This window comes from Sphingomonas lycopersici, assembly GCF_026130605.1.
Classification (GTDB): domain Bacteria; phylum Pseudomonadota; class Alphaproteobacteria; order Sphingomonadales; family Sphingomonadaceae; genus Sphingomonas; species Sphingomonas lycopersici.
Genome location: NZ_JANFAU010000006.1, coordinates 104442 through 120932 on the forward strand (window position 1 = coordinate 104442; position 16491 = coordinate 120932).

The 16491-nt window shown below is 68.8% G+C and carries 14 protein-coding genes; 8 read left to right on the forward strand and 6 right to left on the reverse strand.

All coding sequences use genetic code 11. From position 1 onward, the window contains the following. Nucleotides 1-36 precede the first annotated feature (36 nt). Both NED98_RS13440 and kdsA read right to left on the reverse strand, forming a co-directional pair. Entirely contained in the window at nt 37-1080 is a 1044-nt protein-coding gene (locus tag NED98_RS13440) for a phytanoyl-CoA dioxygenase family protein (protein ID WP_265313358.1), read from the reverse strand. Between the two features lie 124 nt (nt 1081-1204). After that, nucleotides 1205-2032: a 3-deoxy-8-phosphooctulonate synthase gene (gene kdsA, locus NED98_RS13445; RefSeq protein ID WP_179512867.1), complete on the reverse strand. Its 828-nt coding sequence runs from the start codon at nt 2030-2032 to the stop codon at nt 1205-1207. Between the two features lie 195 nt (nt 2033-2227). Here kdsA and NED98_RS13450 point away from each other — a divergent pair, with 195 nt between their 5' ends. Genes NED98_RS13450 through NED98_RS13470 form a run of 5 tightly spaced genes read left to right on the forward strand, consistent with a single transcriptional unit; the run spans nt 2228 to nt 7536 of the window. Beyond that, nucleotides 2228-3217, forward strand: a complete 990-nt coding sequence (locus NED98_RS13450) for a KpsF/GutQ family sugar-phosphate isomerase (RefSeq protein WP_265313359.1) — start codon at nt 2228-2230, stop codon at nt 3215-3217. After that, a complete protein-coding gene (locus tag NED98_RS13455; protein ID WP_265313360.1) occupies nt 3210-4019 on the forward strand; it encodes a 3-deoxy-manno-octulosonate cytidylyltransferase family protein in 810 nt (269 codons plus the stop codon). Before NED98_RS13450 ends, NED98_RS13455 begins: the two co-directional genes overlap by 8 nt. A gap of 9 nt (nt 4020-4028) precedes the next feature. Further along, complete coding sequence (locus tag NED98_RS13460; protein ID WP_265313361.1) at nt 4029-4637, forward strand: histidine phosphatase family protein; 609 nt, start codon at nt 4029-4031, stop codon at nt 4635-4637. Nucleotides 4638-4645: 8 nt separating this feature from the next. Then, nucleotides 4646-6325, forward strand: coding sequence for a capsular polysaccharide export protein, LipB/KpsS family (locus tag NED98_RS13465; protein ID WP_265313362.1), 1680 nt, complete (start codon nt 4646-4648; stop codon nt 6323-6325). Then, a complete protein-coding gene (locus tag NED98_RS13470; protein ID WP_265313363.1) occupies nt 6322-7536 on the forward strand; it encodes a glycosyltransferase family 4 protein in 1215 nt (404 codons plus the stop codon). The genes NED98_RS13465 and NED98_RS13470 overlap by 4 nt, the downstream gene beginning before the upstream one ends. Here NED98_RS13470 and NED98_RS13475 read toward each other — a convergent pair. Further along, a complete protein-coding gene (locus NED98_RS13475; RefSeq protein ID WP_265313364.1) occupies nt 7526-8137 on the reverse strand; it encodes a sterol desaturase family protein in 612 nt (203 codons plus the stop codon). The two genes, NED98_RS13470 and NED98_RS13475, sit on opposite strands and share 11 nt — an antisense overlap. Before the next feature lie 124 nt (nt 8138-8261). Between NED98_RS13475 and NED98_RS13480 the strand changes: the two genes are divergently transcribed. After that, a complete protein-coding gene (locus tag NED98_RS13480; RefSeq protein ID WP_179512861.1) occupies nt 8262-9053 on the forward strand; it encodes an SDR family NAD(P)-dependent oxidoreductase in 792 nt (263 codons plus the stop codon). Here the strand turns inward: NED98_RS13480 and NED98_RS13485 are convergent. Beyond that, nucleotides 9050-10528 carry an LTA synthase family protein gene (locus NED98_RS13485; protein WP_265313481.1) on the reverse strand — a complete coding sequence of 493 codons (1479 nt, stop codon included), beginning with the start codon at nt 10526-10528 and terminating at the stop codon, nt 9050-9052. The two genes, NED98_RS13480 and NED98_RS13485, sit on opposite strands and share 4 nt — an antisense overlap. Nucleotides 10529-10710: 182 nt before the next feature. Between NED98_RS13485 and NED98_RS13490 the strand changes: the two genes are divergently transcribed. Then, nucleotides 10711-11979, forward strand: coding sequence for a capsule polysaccharide biogenesis protein (locus tag NED98_RS13490; protein ID WP_179512860.1), 1269 nt, complete (start codon nt 10711-10713; stop codon nt 11977-11979). Between the two features lies 1 nt (nt 11980). Here the strand turns inward: NED98_RS13490 and NED98_RS13495 are convergent, their stop codons facing one another. Next, nucleotides 11981-13753: a tetratricopeptide repeat protein gene (locus tag NED98_RS13495; protein WP_265313365.1), complete on the reverse strand. Its 1773-nt coding sequence runs from the start codon at nt 13751-13753 to the stop codon at nt 11981-11983. A gap of 100 nt (nt 13754-13853) precedes the next feature. Continuing rightward, nucleotides 13854-14567, reverse strand: coding sequence for a helix-turn-helix domain-containing protein (locus NED98_RS13500; RefSeq protein WP_265313366.1), 714 nt, complete (start codon nt 14565-14567; stop codon nt 13854-13856). Nucleotides 14568-14616: 49 nt separating this feature from the next. On the opposite strand from NED98_RS13500, the gene NED98_RS13505 reads away from it, so the two are divergent. Further along, a complete protein-coding gene (locus NED98_RS13505) occupies nt 14617-16458 on the forward strand; it encodes an aspartyl protease family protein (protein ID WP_265313367.1) in 1842 nt (613 codons plus the stop codon). Nucleotides 16459-16491: the final 33 nt, after the last annotated feature.

Below are 16491 nucleotides of genomic sequence, written 5' to 3' on the forward strand. Positions count from 1 at the left end.
GATTTGTTTCGGCGGTAATACGAAGCGGCATGAGTTTTACGGAGTGTCGCGCGCAGCGACTGCGTCGGCAACCGCCCGTCGTATCCCCACCGACCGCCACGGCTGCCCGATCCCTGTCTCCCATCGGTCGCGCAGCGCCCAGAGCCAGTTCACCCGCCGCTCGGCGATGCCCGGCAGGCTGAGCAGATCGCCGCCCAGCCAGGGCAGGAACGGGTTGCGCCGCGCATAGGACCAGATCTCGACCCGCTCGCCGCCGCGTGCGGAGGCGCCCCGCGCGTGGAAACCCACCGTATCAGCGACGACGAGGGTATTCTCCGGCACCGCCAGCGGCTCTGCTGGCCCCAGCTTCATCGCCGCGAGGTCCTCGCTCGAGACCCGCGGCGAGCCTCGCGCAGAGAGCCGGTCGATCGCCTGCGGGTCCGCGAGGCTGCGTCGCCGTTCCCAGGCGAGCCGCTCGGGGGTGAAACGATGCGACCCGCGCACATAGGTAAACGGCCCTTCGTCCTCCGCCACCGGATTGAGGAACAGCCACGCCTTGAGCGAGGAGTGGAAGCTGTCGGCGTGAAGCGCTTCCTGCGGGTCGGGCTCGTTGCCGCCGTCGCGCGTCACGATCGTCTGGATATAGTGCAGCGGCGTCGTGCGGAAACTGGCGACGAAGTGGAACAGCGCGACGAGATCCTTGCGCGCGAGCAGCGCGCGCAACGCCGGAATCGCGGCGAGCATCGCGGGATCGATCGCCATCCGGCGCGTGATCGCATCGCCTTGGCGCATTTCGCGCGCCGGACCCTGATAGGACAGGATCGCCGCACGCAACGCGGCGAATTCGCCCGGCGGGAGCACGTCATGGATCGCGACGAAGCCGTCGCGCTCGAAGGCCTCGCGCCATTCGGGGCGGACGTGCCGCGCGAGCCGGCGGCGACGCCACGCGCACAGTGCGGCCGCCAGCCTGACCCGCGCCAGGTGGAGCCCGTAAGCGTTGAAGCGGCGCGATCCGATGATCGGATTGTCGAGGAAGCTCTTGGCCGAGGTGACGAGTTGCACCGCCCATAGCGGCGCGAGCAACGCCGTCCCGACCCTCACTCGCTTCGCTTGGGACGCCATGACTTTACGTTTCCGCCAATAACTATCTGAGCGCAATCGATGATCGCGGCATTTCGCCGTGGCCCGGGCTTTTCCCGGGCCATAAGGTTCGTGGTGCGGCCGATCAGCCCTTGGCGATCGCGTCGATCGCCTGCAGCCGCGCGAGCAGCGCCTCGATGCGGTCGAGCGGCAGCGCGTTGGGGCCGTCGGACAGCGCCTTGTCGGGATCGGGGTGGGTTTCCATGAACACCCCCGAGACCCCGGCGGCGACCGCCGCGCGCGCCAGCAGCGGGACGAATTCGCGCTGCCCGCCCGAGCGTTCGCCGAGGCCGCCGGGCAGCTGGACCGAATGCGTCGCGTCGAACACCACCGGGCACCCTGTCGCGGCCATGATCGCCAGCCCGCGCATGTCCGAAACGAGATTGTTGTAGCCGAACGAGGTGCCGCGTTCGCACAGCAGGAAGGCATCCGGGTCATGCCCGGCCGCGGTCGCCGCGTTGCGCGCCTTGGCGACGACCTGGTTCATGTCGGCCGGCGCCATGAACTGCGCCTTCTTGATGTTGACCGGCTTGCCCGAGGCGGCGACCGCGGCGATGAAATCGGTCTGCCGCGCGAGAAAGGCGGGGGTCTGCAGCACGTCGACCGCTTGCGCCACCGCGGCGACCTGGCCGGGTTCGTGGACGTCGGTTAGCACCGGAAGCCCGGTTTGCTCGCGTACTTTCTCGAGGATGCGCAGGCCCTCGTCGATCCCGAGCCCACGGAAGGAGCGGTCGGAGCTGCGGTTCGCCTTGTCGAACGAGCTTTTGAAGATGAGCAACAGATTCAGCCGCTGCGCCACCCCGGCCAACGTTTCGGCGATGGAAAGCGTCAGTTCCTCGCTTTCGATGACGCAGGGGCCGGCGATCGCGAATAAAGGCGTGTCGGCGCCAATTGCGTGTCCGCAGAGGATCATAAAAAATACCCGTCAGCTAATTCTTGAAGCATCGTGGATTGCCGGCTAGCGCAGAAAGAGGGCAGCGCCAATGGTACGGACCGTCGATTCTTTTAAAGCCGAATTGAGGCGAATGGTGGTTTCCCGATGCCGAACATTCGCTAGGATGGGCGGTGTGTTACATTTCGTTGACGATGTGTTGGTAGCCGGGGCGTTATGAAAGTTGAAGTTCTCCAGGGGCGCTATGCCTCGTCTGCGTTGAAGACGCTGGATATAGAGCTTCAGGCGCTCGAAATCCTCAGAGAAGCGCTGCAGGCGCCGGCGCTTTCCCGATCGGTCGACGCCGCGATCAGGACGATCGCCGCGACGCGCGGACGGGTCATCATCACCGGCATGGGGAAGAGCGGACATGTCGCGCGCAAGATCGCCGCGACGATGTGCTCGACCGGGACGTCGGCACTCTATCTCCATCCGGGCGAAGCGAGCCACGGCGATCTCGGCATCATCACCCGTGAGGACGTGGTCTTGGCGATCACCTGGTCGGGCGAGACCACCGAGCTGGGCGATATCCTGCAATATTGCCGGCGCTACGGCGTGCCGCTGATCGTCGCGACCTCGCAGGCGGACAGCACCGCCGCGCGCGCCGCCGACATCTGCCTGATCATGCCGACGGTGCGGGAGGCCTGCCCGAACGAACTGGCGCCGACCTCGTCGACGACGCTGCAGATCGTGCTGGGCGACGCGCTGGCGGTGGCGCTGATCGAAGCGCGCGGCTTCACGCCGTCGGATTTCCGCATCTTCCACCCGGGCGGACGGCTGGGCGTGCAGCTCAGCACGATCGGGCAGATCATGGGCACCGGCGACGAGATCCCGCGCGTGACGCGCGGCGCCTCGCTGACCAGCGCGACGATCGAGATGAGCCGCAAGCGCTACGGCTGCACCGCGGTGGTCGACGAGGCGGGGATGCTGATCGGTGCGTTCACCGACGGCGATCTGCGCCGCTGCATCGCGGTCCACGATCTCAACGATGATATCGCGCTCCACATGTCGCCCCAGCCGGTGACGGTGACCGCCGATACGCTGGCGGCGGAGGCGCTGAAGACGCTCAACGACCATGCCGTCTCGGTGCTGTTTGTGGTGGACGATGCGGGAATGCTGATCGGGATCGTTCACATGCACGATATCGTCAGGATGGGCGTTGCCTGATCTGATCGTCGTTCCGGCTCGTTACGCATCGACTCGTCTTCCCGGAAAGCCATTGCTCAGCATCGCCGGGCGCACCTTGCTCGAGCGGGTGACCGCGGTGGCGCGCGCCGCAGCGAGGCAAGCCGGCGATTGCGACGTGGTGGTGGCGACCGACGACGCTCGCATCGCCGACCATGCCCGCGATCTCGGCCTCGATGTCGTGATGACCGCGGCCGAACTCGATTCGGGAACGGCGCGCGCCTGTGCGACGGCGCGCGGCCGCGCCGTGCCGCCCGCGATCGTCGTCAATCTGCAAGGCGACGCGCCGTTCATCCCGCCGGCGGTGGTCGCGACGCTGATCGAGACGCTGCGCGGCGGCGGCGCGGATGTCGCCACCCCGGTCTATCAGCTCGACTGGGACCGGCTCGACCGGCTTCGTGCGCACAAGGCCGACGCGCCGTTCAGCGGGACGACGTGCGTGCGCGGCGCCGACGGGCGGGCCTTGTGGTTCTCGAAGGCGATCATCCCCGCGATCCGCGACGAGGCCGCGCTGCGTGCGGCGGGCGGGCGGTCCCCGGTCTGGCAGCATCTCGGGCTGTACGGCTATCGCATGACCGCGCTGGAATGGTTCGCGGCCGCGGGGCCGGGCGCTTATGAGAAGCTCGAAGGGCTCGAACAATTGCGCTTCCTGGAAAGCGGCTGGACCATCGCCACGGTCGAGGTAGAAACGCCGGACCATGCCCTTTCCGGTATCGACACGCCCGCCGATCTCGCGCTCGCCGAAGCCGCGATCGCCCGCCTCGGGGATCCTTTTCCCGGTTGAAGTCACGCGATGTTCGTGATCGTCCGTCATGGCAATACCTTCGCCGCCGGGGAGGCGCCGCGCCGGATCGGTGCGCGCACCGATCTGTCGCTGACCGACGAGGGCGTCGCGCAGGCGCACCGGCTCGGGGCGCATTTCGCCGCATCGGGCTGGCGCTTCGCGCGCGTCCTGGTGTCGCCGCTCGCGCGGACGCGGCAGACGGCCGAGGCGATTCTGGCCCACCAGCCCGATCCCCCGGCCGCCGAGCCGTGCGAATGGCTGCGTGAGATCGATCACGGCCCCGATGAGGATAAGCCCGAGGATGCGGTGCTCGCCCGTATCGGTTGCGCCGCGCTGACCGCCTGGGACGAGCAGGCGCTCCCGCCGCCTGATTGGATCGTCGATGCCGAGGCGCGCAAGGCGGGTTGGCGCGCGCTTTTCGCGTCGGGCGATCGCGATGCGCCGACGCTCGTCGTGACCAGCAACGGCGCGGCGCGCTTCGCGCTGCTGGCGGATGCTGCGCTTTCCGCCGCGATCAGCGGATTGCACAGCCTGAAGCTGCCGACCGGGGGTTATGGGATCGTGCGCCGGGGGCGGAATGATGCACTTGAGGTTCCGGTCTGGGGCCGACGTCCTTGATGCCCGATATGGCATCGTTCCCGCCGCTGCTGCGCGCGCCGCCCTTTCCGGGGGTGGACGCGTCGGTTTCGCGGGCGTTGCAGGGCGATGAGCCCCGGCCGGCCGACGATTGCGGCGCGCTTTTCGAACAAATGCGCGCGGCGCGGGTCGGCGGGCGTTTCTGGGCCGACGACGCGGCGCTCGCGCGCACCGCCGGAACGATCGTGCGCCCGCGCCTGATTGCCGACCTTCGCGTCCATCTCGAAGCGCTGGATGCCGCCGACCGTAAGGCGGCGCTGTGGATCGCGCCGGTGCGACACCGGCAATGGGCGCGTGCGCTCGCCGCGCTTGTCGCCGCCGAGGGCGGGGATTGGCGCGGCGAGATCGACCCATGGTCGGCGCTCGCCGGTGCGCAGCGCCTCGTCGCGCACGGCGACGACGAATGGGTGGCGCTCGCCCGGATCACCGGATTGCCGGTGCGCCTGCTCTCGCCGGGGCGGTTCGGGGCGCCGGGCGACGACGATGCGACGCTCGATCGCCTCGCCGCCCGCGCACTGACCGATACCGCCTATCGCGACCCGTTCACCGGCGCGCCGGCCACGCTCGCCGCGACGATCGAGCTGCTCGCGATGTGGCGGCGCCTGTTGGAGGCCAATCGCCCGATCGCGGTCGCGTCCGGGATGGCGTGGTGGAAACGCGCCGAGATCCGCCGCTTCCTATGGCATCCGCAGCGCGCGCTTCGGCTCGTCTCGCGGCCGACGCGCGCGCTGTCGATCGCACGCCGCGCCGGCGGGGCGGTCGCGATCTGGCCCTCGCGCGTGTCTCCCGCGCTGATCGATCAGGCCGGACGCGCGGGTGTGGCGCTGGTCCGGGTCGAGGACGGCTTCGTGCGCTCGGTCGGGCTGGGCGTGGCGCTGGTGCCGCCCTCGTCGGTGGTGGTCGACGCCGCGGGTATCCATTTCGATCCATCCGGCCCGAGCGATCTCGAACGGATCCTCGCCACGACCGCCTTCTCCCCGCATCTGCTCGACCGCGCGCGTGCATTGCGCGCGGCGATCGTCGCCGCAGGGATCAGCAAATATGCTTCCGGCGCCGGCGCGCCGGTGCCGGATCGCCAGCCGGGGCGCAGGCTGGTGCTGGTGCCCGCACAGGTGGAAGATGATATGTCGGTGGTCGCCGGCGGCGGGGGACTCCAGTCGAATCTCGAGCTGCTGCGCCGTGTCCGCGCGCGCGAGCCCGAGGCCGAAATCTGGTTCCGTCCCCACCCCGATGTCGATGCCGGCCACCGGAAAGGGGCGGTTCCCGATGTGGAGATTCTCGCTTTCGCCGACCGCATCGTGCGCGAACCGGGCATGGCGGCGCTGCTCGACAGCGTCGATGCGGTGCATGTGCTCACCTCGCTCACCGGGTTCGAGGCGCTGCTGCGCGGGCGCGACGTGACCTGCCACGGCACCCCTTTCTATGCCGGATGGGGCCTCACGCATGATCTCGCGCCGGTGCCCGAGCGGCGCGGCCGCGTGCTGTCGCTCGACGAATTGGTCGCGGGGGTGTTGATCCTCTATCCGCGCTATCTCGATCCGGTGACCGGGCTTCCCTGTCCGCCCGAGGTGCTGGTGCAGCGGATGGCGACCAACAGCGCGCGCAACCGCCTCAACTGGATCGCGCCCTTGCGTCATTGGCAGGGACGCGTGATGGCGGCGTTTCGATGACCGGCATCATTCTCGATATCTCGCGGCTGATCTCGCGCGTGCGCTATTCGACCCCCTCGGGCGTGGACCGGGTGGAGATGGCCTATGCGCGCGGCCTTCTGGCGCATTATGGCGACGGACTGGCCTTTGCCGCGGTGCATCCCGCGGGGCTCTACGGGCGTATTCCGCGCGCAAAGGCGCTCGCCTATCTCGACGAACTGGAACGTCGCTGGTCGCGTCAGGATGGCAATCCCCGCCAGCGTTCGCTCGCGTCGGTCATGCCCTGGCTCGCCGCTTTACTGCCCGATCGCCGCGCGCCGCGAAGCGACGGCGCGGTCTATGTCCAGGCCTCGCCGCACCATCTGACGAATGCCGCCAAGGTGCGCGCGATCCTCGTGCGGGAACAGGCGCGCTTCCTGTGCCTGGTGCATGATCTCATCCCGATCGAATTTCCCGAATATGCGCGTCCCAGCGGCGCGGCGCTCCACCGCAAGCGAATCGAGACGGTGGCGGCGCTGGCCGATGCGGTGATCGTCAACTCGGCCGCGACCGGGGCGTCGCTCCAGCCGTGGCTCGACCGGAGCGGACGCGAGATCGACATGCATGTCGCCTTGCTCGGGACCGAGCCCTTGTCCGCGGCGGCACCGACGCCCCAGCCCGACGAACGGCCCTATTTCGTGTGCCTCGGCACGATCGAGCCGCGCAAGAACCACCTTCTCTTGCTCCATCTGTGGCGGCATCTCGCCGAAACGCTGCCGGCGGGCGACGTGCCGCGTCTGCTCGTCATCGGGCGCCGCGGCTGGGAGAACGAACAGGTCGTCGACATGCTCGAACGCTGCCCGGGGCTGCGCGGGCATGTCGAGGAACTGGGCGATTGTTCCGACGCGCGCATGGCGACCTTGCTGTGCGGCGCCCGGGCGCTGCTGATGCCGTCCTTCGCCGAAGGCTATGGCATGCCGGTCGCCGAGGCGCTCTCGCTCGGCACGCCGGTGCTCGCCAGCGATCTGCCCGCGCTGCGCGAAGTGGGCGGTGCGACCCCCGATTATCTCGATCCGCTCGACGGGCCGGGGTGGCGCGCGATGATCCTCGATCATGCGGCCCGGGGGCCGGGCTATCGTGCGCAGATGGAGCGGCTGCCACGCTGGCGAGCGCCGGGCTGGGACGAGCATATCGCGATCGTGGCGCGCGCGATCGCCGCGCTCCAGACGCGCGGGCCGGGCCTTACTTCCTGAGCGACGTGATCCGCGTGCAGAACGCGCTGTCCCAGAAGATCGCCGAAATGGCGTAGTTCCGGGTATCGTCGACATAGTGATGCCGCATATGGTGGCGCTTGAGCGCGGCGCCGAGTTTCCCGCGCATCGGCCATTGATGGCAGGCATAGTGGATCGTGTCATACGCCACATAGCCGGTAATGAAGCCGAGGAACGCCCAGGTACCTGCCTGCCCGATCAGCGCGACGCACGTGGCCCAGATCAGCGCGGCGATCGGCAGGCTCACCGACAGCGGCATGATCCCGCGGAGCGGGTCGTTCGGATTGTCGTGATGGTTGCCGTGGATCAGGAACACCAGCCACTTCGCTGCCGACTGCTCCAGCTCGAGGTGGAACAGATAGCGATGCATCGCATATTCGAACAGCGTCCAGACCAGCAGGCCGGCGGCGAAAAGGCCGATGCCCTCCACCGGGCCCGCCGATTTCCACCCCACCCATGCGATGAACGGCAGCAGGAAGCCCCAGGCGATCGCAAAAACGCGCGCCGAGATCAGCGTAAGCTTCTCCAGGCGTTCGTTCTTGAACAGCCTGATACGCGGCGAACTGGCGTCTAGGGCGGACATTGGTTCGACGCTGGACAGTAGGTGCGGTTGGCTGTCAAGTCAAAATACCCCCAGACGAGGCAGGATGGTAACAAGAGATGTTCGTTCGATGGCATCATGGAAGGCTTTCCATGGATGAGCAGGAATGAAGAATCGGTTCGCTCCTGAACGAATTCTCGTCACGGGTGCGTCGGGCGGGCTGGGCGGGGCGCTGGCACGTCATTATGCCCGGCCGGGTGTCCATCTTTCCTTATGGGGCCGTGATGTTGCGCGCCTTTCGGTGGTCGCCGCGGCCTGTCGCGCGGCGGGGGCGACGGCCGAGCCGCGGTCGCTCGACCTGACCGATCTCGACGCCGCGCTCGCGGCGCTGGCGGCCGAAGACGCGGCCGGCCCGATCGACCTCGCGATTCTCGCCGCCGGTCAGGGCGATATTCGCGCGCACGGCGATCGCATCGAGGATCCCGCGCTGGTCGCACGGCTGAGCGCGGTCAATTTCAGCGCGCCGGCGACGATTGCGGCGGCATTGGCGACGCGGATGACCGCGCGCGGGCATGGGCGGATCGTCCTGATCGGGTCCGCGGCGGCATTCCACGCGCTGCCTTTCGCTGCCGCTTATTCGGGCACCAAGGCCGGGCTCGCGCGCTTCGCCGACGCGTTGCGCCTCGCCGCGCGCGATCATGGGGTGATCGTCACTTTGGTCTCGCCCGGCTTCATCGATACCGAGGCGGGGCGGCGGGTTCCCGGCGCGAAGCCGATGCTGATCCAGCCCGAAATCGCGGCGGCGCGCATCGCGCAGGCGGCGGCGGCGGGCAGGGCGCACCTCATCCTGCCCTGGCCCTTCGCATTGCTGCGCGCATTCGATCGGATATTGCCGCGTCGGTTGCGCGATCGGCTGCTGTCGGGTCTCGCGCCGCCGGATCGGTCGCCGCGACGCTAAACTCGGATCGGCTCGCCCAATATGTCGTCGAGCACGATATGGTGCAATTCGGCCGGGGTAAGGTCGGCGCGCGCGCGATCGCCGGGCACGAGGCGCCCCGACCGGTCGAACTTCATGATCACATAGGGGGTATGGCGGTCGCCGCCGGGCGCGGTGGCGCCGGGGATGCTCGGGCGATGGTCGCCGAAGAAGACCAGCATCGCGGGGCGTTTCAGTGCGCCGAGGCGATCGATCAGCGTGGCGAGCATCGCATCGCTATTGGCCAGCAGCCGCAGATAGTTCTGCGTCAGATCGCTTTCCCCGGCGGCACCGCTCGACGCCCAGGGGCCGTGATTCTCGATCGTCACGGCGTAGAGCAGGGTCGGGCCGGCGGCGTCCCGGGCAAGCGCGATGATCTCGTCGGCCATCGCGGCATCGGTGACGTAACGGCCCTGACCGGGCAGCGGGGCGGCGAAGCGATCCTCGCCGACCAGCTCGGCAAAGCCGCCCGCCGGCATGATCCGGTCGCGGCCGTAGAAGCGCATGTCGTGCGGGTGGAGGAACAGGCTGCGCCAGCTCGCCGCGGCGAGCCGCGCCGGCAGCGCATAGGAGGGCTCGCCCAGCGCGGTGAGAAACGGATCGTAGCGGCGGAAGCCGAGTTCGGTCTCACTCCGACCGAACAGCACCCCATATTCGGTACGCATCGTATAGGCGCCGAACCCGCTCACCTCGAGCCGGCCCCAGCGCCACGCCGTCTCGGTGGCGCGGGCAAGCGCCGGCAGCGCGAGGCTCGGGTCCCCGAAGAGGGCGACCGGGTCGGCAAAGCTCTCGCATTGCACGATCACCACCAGCTCGGGTGCGTCATGCATCGCGCGCCGGCCGCGATCGCGGACGGGCGGAGGATCGGGGATCGTGCGCCAGCGCAGCCAGTAGAGCAGCACGGTCGGCAGCAGGCCGTGTTTCAACACGTCGTTATAAGCGTCGGGCACGCGCATGAGGCGGCGGAGCGGCGGGGCGCCCAAGCCGAGTCCGCCCGCTGCCAGGCTGGCGAGAAACAGCGCCAGCCCCGCCAGATGCGCCGGCAGGTCCGCGACCGAGAGCCACGCCAGCCCGGTGAGCAGCACCAGCGCCGCAACGATGACCGCGACGCGCTGCCACACGCGGATCGCGGAGAGATAGAATTGCGGATGACGGAAGACCGCACCGACCAGCGCCAGATCGGAAAACAGCAAGGGCTCGCCGAGCATGCTGTGTTTGGCGTTCGAGGCGAGCGTCAGCAGCGCCGCCAGCGCCAGCGTCAGCGCGGCTGCGACCCCGACGCTGCCGCAGAGCGCCAGGAACAGGCCGAAGGTCGTCGTCGTCAGCCAGATGGTCAGCCACAGCCCGGCCGGGCTACGTCCGATTCGCCCGATCGGGCGGGGTCGCCCTAGGCTGTCGAGCAGGACCGCGCCGACCAGCAATGCCACGAACGTCAGCCCGTTTCCCGTCACCGTCACCTGCGTCAAACCAGTCCCCAGCGCCGCGGCTGATAGCGGGGCGCGGGCGGACTGTCACCCGATGCGGCCGATCGTGCTGCAAGTGCGTACACGCGGGGTTGCTGGGCGGCATCGGGCGAGCTACCGCTTTGCGCGGCTGACGAGGCGGATCGGGAGCCAATCGCCGGAGCAAGTTTTCCCGAATGCAGGTATCACCTTCTGTCGCCCCGGATTTTTCCGACACTAATACCGGGGCGGGACGACGCACCATTCTGCTGCTCCAGGGGCTGATGGGGCCCCTTTTTCGCCGGCTTGGGCAGGAGCTGATTCGCGCCGGGCACCAGGTCCATAAGGTCAATTTCAACGGCGGCGACCGGCTGTTCTGGCGCTTGCCGAACGGGATCGACTATCGCGGGTCGCTGGGGGCATGGCCCGAGGCGCTCGGCCGCCTGATCGAGACGCATGGCATCACCGATGTCGTCTTGTTCGGGGATTGCCGCGATCATCATATCGCCGCGATCCGCGTCTGCCGCCAGCTCGACGTGCCGGTCCATGTCTTCGAGGAAGGCTATATCCGGCCCGATTGGGTGACGCTGGAGCTGGGGGGCGTCAACGGCCATTCCTCGCTGCCGCGCGATCCGGCGTGGTATCGCGAGACCGCTGCCGCCTTGCCGCCGGTTCCGCCGCACGATCAGGTCCCGTCCTCGTTCCGGCGCCGCGCCGCGGAGGGGTTGCTCTACAATATCGGCGACGTCTTCACCCGCTGGTATTATCCGCATTGGACCAACCACCGGCCGTGGCATCCGCTGGTCGAAGGCATGGGCTGGATGCGCAAGCTGCGCCGACGCAAGGAGCGCGAGGCTTCCGCCGCGCAGCTCATGGCGCGGCTGGAAGCGTCGGCCGAGCCCTATTTCCTGTTCCCGCTTCAGCTCGATTCCGATGCGCAGATCCGGCTGCATTCGCCGTTCGCGGGGATCGCGCACGCCTTGCGGCGGGTGATCGGGTCGTTCGCCGAGCATGCCCCGAAGGACGTGCGGCTGGTGGTCAAGGAACACCCGCTCGATAATGGCGTCCGCGACTGGCGGCAGGAAACCGCCGATATGGCGGCGTTGTTCGGCGTGGCGGATCGGGTCGATTATCTTGCCTGGGGCGATATCGTCCCGGTCACGCGGCGCGCACGCGGCGTGGTGACGATCAACAGCACCAGCGGCACCTTCGCGCTGGCCGAAGGACTGCCCGTCGTCGCGCTGGGGCAGGCGGTCTACGATATCCCCGACATCACCTTCCAGGGCGGGCTCGATGCCTTTTGGCAGAATCCGGTCGCGCCCGATGCCGCGACTTTCGCCGCCTTCCGGCGCGTGCTGATCGAGCGTTGCCTGATTCCCGGCGGCTTTTTCTCGGAACAGGCACTCGACAAGGTGGTGCGCCACGCGATCGCGCGGTTCGAGGGCAAGTCGATCGCGCCGGAATAGGCTACAGACGATCCATTCTCAGCCAGCGCCGGTCGCCCAGCCACGCGCGTTGCAGCGCGCGCCCCGCCGCCGTCGCTTCGAGCCCGTGTCCGCGCGCGCTTTCGCTTTCGGCGAGGCCGTAGAGCGCCCAGCCGTTGCCGGGGGTCTGCGCCAGCGCGGCGCGAAACGCCTGCGCCGCCTCGTCATAGCGCCGCGCCTGATAGAGCGCCGCGCCGAGCGACTGATTGACCGGATAATACCAATAGGCCGGCTCCTGATACGGAATCCGCGCCTCGATCGCGATCGCCTGCCGGTAAAAGCCGGCTGCGGCATCATAATGTTTCTGCGCATAAGCCAGCCGCCCGCGCGCCACGGCCTCGGCGAGCGCCAGCAGATCGGGGGCGGGGACGCCCTGCGCGATCATCCCGGCGAACGCATCCGATCCTCTCAGCTTCGCCAGAGCCGCAAGTTCGGTCTCGGTCCCTCGTGCGTCGCGCTGCCGCGCCCGCGCCACGGCGCGCGCATAGCGCCGCATCGCGGCGGCATAGGGCAGCCGCGCGTCAGGGGCGGGCATGGCGAGGATCGCGCGCGGCTCAGCGAATTGCGCCATTGCGAGATAGGGCGCCGCGTCGATCGCCTGGATCCACGCGATGCGCGCGGAGGTCGCCGGATCGAGGATCGTCCGCAGCCGCCGCGCCTCGGCCAGCGCGGTCGGCATATCCCCCGCGAGCTGCGCCGAGGTGACGATGAAATGCACATTGTGCGGGTAATAGCCGTAGCGGACGAGGCTGCGATCGCCGGTGTCGCGGATGAACGCCTCGTCCGATCGCGCGGCGGCGATGTTGACGCGGATCGCATCGCGATAGCGGCCGACGAGCTGATAGATATGCCCCGGCATATGGACGAGATGCCCCGCGCTCGGCGCCTGCGCGCGTGCGAGCCGGTCGGCCGCGGCCTCGGCGCGGTGCGGATCGGCGCTGTTTTCCATCAGGTGGATGTAAAGGTGCGCGGCCTGGAGGTGATCGGGGTTGCGCGCGATCACCGTTTCAAGCAGCCGCGCCGCCTCGCCGCTGCGCCCCACCGGGGTGCGCTTGTCGGCCTGCCAATAGTTCCACGGCGTCGTGTCCATCACCGCCTCGGCGGCGAGCACCGCGATATCGTCGTCGGCGGGGAAGCGGCGTGCCGCGTCGAGCATCGCATCGGCATAGGCCGCGTCGAGCGCCGCGCGATCGGCCCGCGCATCGCGCGCATAGCGGCGCGACATCGCCTCGATCAGCGCTTGTTCGAGCGGGGTGGCGCGCGCGCGCAACGCCAGCGCGCGATCGATTGCGGCAAGCGCCGCGTCGCGATCGCGATCGTCCATCGGCGCGTTGATGTTCGGGCCGAGCGCGAGCGCCTCGCCCCACCAGCACATCGCGCAATCGGGGTCGAGCCGCTGCGCGACGCGGAACGAGCGCACCGCGCCGGCGTGGTTGAAGCCATAGGCCAGCACCAGCCCCTGCCCGAAATAGCGTCGCGCGTCCGCGCTGACCGTCGTGATCGGCAGCCGCGTGGTGAGATCGGGGTAGAGCGGGATCGGGCGCGACGCGCTGCCGGCCGGCCCGGCGACCGCGGCCGCCAGCGTCAGCGTGCGGGTCAGCGCCGCCGCGCCGCCCTTTCCGCCGCAGAGCGAGGCCGCCAGTCGCGTCGGATCGAGCATGTCGAGCGCGGCGGGTGAAACGGGCTGGCCGGGCGCGAAGCTCGACGCGGCGATGCCGAGGCCGGCGAGCGCGATGCAGTGCACTATCTTGTACATCAGGGCGCCCTTCGAGAGAGACAAACGCTGACGAACGAGGACGCTACAATACCATCGAAGCGCGAGCCTAGGCCAAAGTGATCCTGTTGTTAAACGCGCGTTACGACGCCATTCCCGCCGCGCGGCGCAACGCCGTCGGGGTTGCGTTGGTCAGCCCGCGGACCGCGCGGCTCATATGCGCCTGGTCGGCGAAGCCGCAATCATAAGCGATCGCGCTCAGCGGGGCGGCGGATATCTGCAACGCGCCGAGCGCCTGCCGCGTGCGCTGGACCAGCCGGAAGGCGACCGGGGTTACCCCGAACACCTGGCGGAAGCCGCGGCTGATGCTCCCGGGGTGCAGCCCGAGGCGATCCGCCCATAAAGCGAGCGACAGATCGGGATCGTCGCGCAACGCCCGCGCCAGCATGTCAGGCCAGTCGGCGGGGGGCGCCGGTCGCGGGGCCAGTTCGGCGAGCAGTCGCCGGGCGGCCTCGGTGCGGTCGCGTTCGGCGAGCCGCGCGATCGCATCGGGATCGGCGACGCGCCCGATCAGCGGCGCGGTATCGCGATCGGCGATCGGCAGGACGAGCACCTCCGCGCCGCGCGCGTCGAAACGGTCGAGATGGCTTTCCCACGCGCGGTGGAGCAGGACGTCGCCCGCCTCCACCGCATGCCGGCCGGTATCGCCCGCCTCGACATAGCCGCCCGACAGCACCACCGCCGCGAAGGCATGATCGTGGGGGTGGCGGGGCAGGTCCTCGCGTGGGCCGTGGCGGGTGCGGCCGGGATCGGCGGACCGGGTGCCCCGATGTGAAGTGCATTCAAGACCGCCCATCCGGAAAGGGCTAAGCAACCCACTCGAATTTCGCAATATGAGGGTCGTGATGAGGCCGTTTGCCGCCGCCGTGCTTACCTTTTCGCTCGCCGCGAGCGCCCATGCCGAGCCGGCGACGACGGTCGATGCGGTGCTCGCCGCCAATCGTGCCGCGGTGAAGATGCCCGCGGCGGGGACGGTGGAGTTGCGCTACACCAACACCGCTTCCGGGCTGACCGGGCCGCTCACCCTCCGCTACGACATCGCCACCGGCGCTTATGCCGAGGAACAGGAGGCGCAGGGCATCCGCAGCAGCGACGGCTTCGACGGAAAGACGCCGTGGCAGCAGGATATCTCGCTCGCCTATACGCCGCAGCTCGGCGGTGACCGCCCGCTCACCGCGGCCAGCGCCGCCTATCGCAACGCCAATCTGTGGTGGCGCGCCGATCGCGGCGGCGCGAAAATCACCTTGGCCGGACGCGACACGATCGACGGACGCGCGCAGGATCATCTCGTCGTCACGCTCAAACAGGGGCATCGCTTCGATGCGTGGTTCGACGCCGAGACGCATTTCCTGACGCGCATCGCGGAGATGCGGCAATTCTTCCACGTCACCGAAAATTATTCGGACTATCGCCCCGAAAGCGGCGCGATGCTGGCGCACAAAATGGTGACCGATCAGGGGCTGGGGCCGGAATCGCTGTCGACCTCGCTGCTGCAGGCTGCGACCTTCGGCGCGAGGCGCCCGCTCGGCGCCTATGCGATGCCCAAGGTGGCGCTGACCGGGGCGGAGATCGTCGGCGGCACGTCGCATGCCAGCGTGCCGTTCCGCTTCCTCAACAACCACATCTACGTCGAGGCGATGGTCAACGGCAAAGGGCCGTATACGTTCATCGTCGATACCGGCGGGCATACCTTGCTCTCGCCCAAATTGGTCAGGGAAGTGGGGCTGCAGGCGGTCGGCGCGGCGGTGACCAGCGGCGCGGGCGAGGGCCATGAGACGACCGGCTTCGTCCATTTCGACGAGATCGCGATCGGCGACGTGCGGCTGAAGGACCAGACCGGCTTCGCGACCAATATCTACGATCCGTCGATCGAGGGGATCGCGGTCGACGGGATGGTCGGGTTCGAGCTGTTCCGCCGGCTGGTGACGACGATCGATTACGGCGGCAAGACGCTGAGCTTCACCCGGCCGGCGGATTTCAGGGCGAGCGCGGCGCTGGGCAGCGCGGTGCCGTTCGTGTTCTACGATCATCTGCCCTTCGTCACCGGATCGGTGATGGGGATGCCCGCGCGGTTCGATATCGATACCGGTTCACGCTCGGAGATCGATTTCACCAGCCCGTTCGTGAAAGCCAACGATCTGCGCGCCAAATTCGCCAAGGGCACCAGCGCGGTGACCGGCTGGGGCGTCGGCGGGCCAGCGCGCAGCTATGTCGTGCGGCTGCCGGCGCTCAAATTGGGCGAGGTGCCGGTGAGCAATATCGCCGCCGGGCTGTCGGAGGCGAAGGGCGGGTCGATCAGCGACCCGGCCTATGACGGCAATATCGGCAGCGGGCTGCTCAAGCGCTTCGTGGTGACCTTCGATTATGCCAATCAGATCATGTATCTGAAGCGGATCGTGCCCGAGCCCGAGGATGTCGGCACGTTCGATCGCTCGGGGCTGTGGATCAACGCCAAGAACGGCGGCTATGAAGTGACCGATGTGGCGAAGGACAGTGCGGGCGCCGCGGCGGGCCTCGCGGTGGGCGATGTGATCGTTGCGATCGACGGCACGCCGGTCGTGGCGGAGCAGCTTGCCGATGCGCGCCGCCTGTTCCGCTCGCGGCCGGCGGGGTCGACGATCGCGCTGCAGGTGCGCCGCGGCGGGGAGACGCGCGCGGTGGCGCTGACGCTCAGGGATCAGATTTAGAAGGCAGAGCGCGATCTCTCTCCGTTCGGGCGA